The organism is Streptomyces sp. CB01881 (genome assembly GCF_002953255.1).
In the GTDB taxonomy this organism is placed as follows: domain Bacteria; phylum Actinomycetota; class Actinomycetes; order Streptomycetales; family Streptomycetaceae; genus Kitasatospora.
This window is the reverse complement of record NZ_CP026498.1, coordinates 4,890,220-4,892,666: the sequence shown is the minus strand read 5'-3', so window position 1 is coordinate 4,892,666 and position 2,447 is coordinate 4,890,220. Positions and strand designations below refer to the sequence as shown.

Below are 2,447 nucleotides of genomic sequence, written 5' to 3'. Positions count from 1 at the left end.
CCATCAAGTACCCGGCCGTCTACCTGATGGGCGAGCACGCCAAGGGCGAGACCCTGTCGATCGCCTTCGCCGGTGAGGGCCAGCACCAGGACGCCGGCGCCAAGATGGTCCACATGGCGCCGAACACCTCCTCCAACATCGTCTCCAAGTCGGTGGCGCGGGGCGGCGGCCGCACCTCCTACCGCGGTCTGATCGAGATCGGCGAGGGCTCCAAGGGCGCCAAGTCCAACGTGCTCTGCGACGCGCTGCTCGTCGACACCATCTCCCGCTCGGACACCTACCCGTACGTGGACGTCCGCGAGGACGACGTGTCCATGGGCCACGAGGCGACCGTCTCCAAGGTCAGCGAGGACCAGCTCTTCTACCTGATGAGCCGGGGCATGACCGAGTTCGAGGCGATGGCGATGATCGTCCGCGGCTTCGTCGAGCCGATCGCGCGCGAGCTGCCGATGGAGTACGCGCTGGAGCTGAACCGGCTGATCGAGCTGCAGATGGAGGGCTCCGTCGGCTGACGCCGCAGCCGAACGCAGTCCATCCGCACGTTGAGGAAGAGAGCACCACGAACAGCCATGGCTGACACGCCTTCGAATGTCGCAGTGAACACCGCCGGTTCCACGACCGCCGGTTCGATCGAGGTCGGTACCGCCGGGGCGGGCGCGCAGCTCGCCGGCCCCGGCACCGGCCGCGCCACCGTCCAGCAGCCGATCGACGCCCGCGTCGCGGTCAAGCCCTCCTACGAGGTCGGCGACTTCCCGGTGCCGACCGGCCGCGAGGAGGACTGGCGGTTCACCCCGCTCCACCGCCTGAACGGCCTGCACGACGGCAGCGCCGCCGAGGCCGCCAAGGGCGAGGACAAGGTCGAGCTGAGCCTGCCGGACGGCGTCACCGCCGAGACCGTCGGCCGCGACGACGCCCGCCTGGGCAAGGCCGGCAAGCCGGTCGACCGGGTCGCCGCCCAGGCGTTCAGCGCCTTCGAGGAGGCGCTCGTGGTCACCGTCCCCAAGGAGACGGTGCTCACCGAGCCGGTCAAGATCGACGTGCACGGCGAGGGCGGCACCCGCTTCGCCCACGTGGTGGTCGACGTCAAGCCGTTCGCCGAGGCCGTCGTGGTGATCAACCACACCGGCAGCGGCACCCGCGCCGCCAACGTCGAGCTGCTGGTCGGCGACGGCGCCAAGCTCACCTTCGTCTCCGTCCAGGACTGGGACCGCGACGCGGTGCACGCCGCCCAGCAGACCGCCCTGGTCGGCCGGGACGCCTCGCTGAAGTCCGTGGTCGTCACCTTCGGCGGCGACGTGGTCCGCATCCACCCGCGGGTCTCCTACGCCGCGCCCGGCGGCGAGGCCGAGCTGTTCGGCCTCTACTTCGCGGACGCCGGCCAGCACCTGGAGCACCGTCTGGTCATCGACCACGACACCCCGCACTGCCGCTCCAACGTGGTCTACAAGGGCGCGCTGCAGGGCCAGGACGCGCACGCCGTCTGGGTCGGCGACGTGCTGATCCGCGCGGCCGCCGAGGGCACCGACACCTACGAGCACAACCGCAACCTGGTGCTCACCGACGGCGCCCGGGTCGACTCGATCCCGAACCTGGAGATCGAGACCGGCGAGATCGTCGGCGCCGGCCACGCCTCCGCGACCGGCCGCTTCGACGACGAGCAGCTCTTCTACCTCCAGGCCCGCGGCATCCCGGCCGACGAGGCCCGCCGCCTGGTGGTGCGCGGCTTCTTCGCCGAGCTGGTCCAGCAGATCGGCGTCGCCGAGATCCAGGACCAGCTGATGGAGAAGATCGAGGCCGAGCTGGAAGCGGCGGTCTGAGTCCGATGAGCTTTCTCCGCGCCTGCGCGCTCAGCGAGCTGGCCGAGGACGTGCCCCGGCGCGTCGACCTCAACGGCGTACCGGTCTCCATCGTCCGCACCGACGAGGGGGTGTTCGCGATCAACGACACCTGCTCGCACGCGAACGTCTCGCTCTCCGAGGGCGAGGTCGAGGACTGCATGATCGAGTGCTGGCTGCACGGCTCCAGCTTCGACCTGCGCACCGGCAAGCCCTCCGGCCTGCCCGCCACCAAGCCGGTCGCTGTCTACCCCGTAAAGATCGAAGGGGACGATGTGCTCGTCTCCGTCAACCAGGAGTCCTGAGTACACATGGCAACCCTTGAAATCCGCGACCTGCACGTCTCCGTCGAGGCGGAGACCGGCCCCCGGGAGATCCTGAAGGGCGTCGACCTGACCGTGAAGCAGGGCGAGACCCACGCGATCATGGGTCCGAACGGCTCCGGCAAGTCCACCCTGGCCTACTCGCTGGCCGGCCACCCCAAGTACACCGTCACCGGCGGCTCCGTGCTGCTGGACGGCGAGGACGTCCTGGAGATGTCCGTCGACGAGCGCGCCCGGGCCGGCGTCTTCCTGGCCATGCAGTACCCGGTCGAGGTCCCCCTCGGTCCCC

Annotated in this window: 4 protein-coding genes; all 4 read left to right on the top strand. The window is 70.2% G+C overall.

All coding sequences use genetic code 11. The features are described from left to right. A partial coding sequence (locus C2142_RS11280; protein WP_174315630.1) for a SufD family Fe-S cluster assembly protein occupies positions 1-512 on the top strand: 512 nt, incomplete at its 5' end. A 57-nt stretch (positions 513-569) separates the two neighbouring features. Then, complete coding sequence (sufD, locus tag C2142_RS11275) at positions 570-1,817, top strand: Fe-S cluster assembly protein SufD (RefSeq protein ID WP_148642514.1); 1,248 nt, start codon at positions 570-572, stop codon at positions 1,815-1,817. Positions 1,818-1,822: 5 nt separating this feature from the next. Beyond that, positions 1,823-2,140, top strand: a complete 318-nt coding sequence (locus C2142_RS11270) for a bifunctional 3-phenylpropionate/cinnamic acid dioxygenase ferredoxin subunit (protein ID WP_148642513.1) — start codon at positions 1,823-1,825, stop codon at positions 2,138-2,140. Between the two features lie 6 nt (positions 2,141-2,146). Next, a partial coding sequence (locus tag C2142_RS11265; RefSeq protein ID WP_148644706.1) for an ATP-binding cassette domain-containing protein occupies positions 2,147-2,447 on the top strand: 301 nt, incomplete at its 3' end.

Excerpts from the sequence above, each read along its gene's own strand:
- sufD (WP_148642514.1), top strand. The coding sequence starts at position 570 with ATGGCTGACACGCCTTCGAATGTCGCAGTGAACACCGCCGGTTCCACG.
- C2142_RS11270 (WP_148642513.1), top strand. The coding sequence starts at position 1,823 with ATGAGCTTTCTCCGCGCCTGCGCGCTCAGCGAGCTGGCCGAGGACGTG.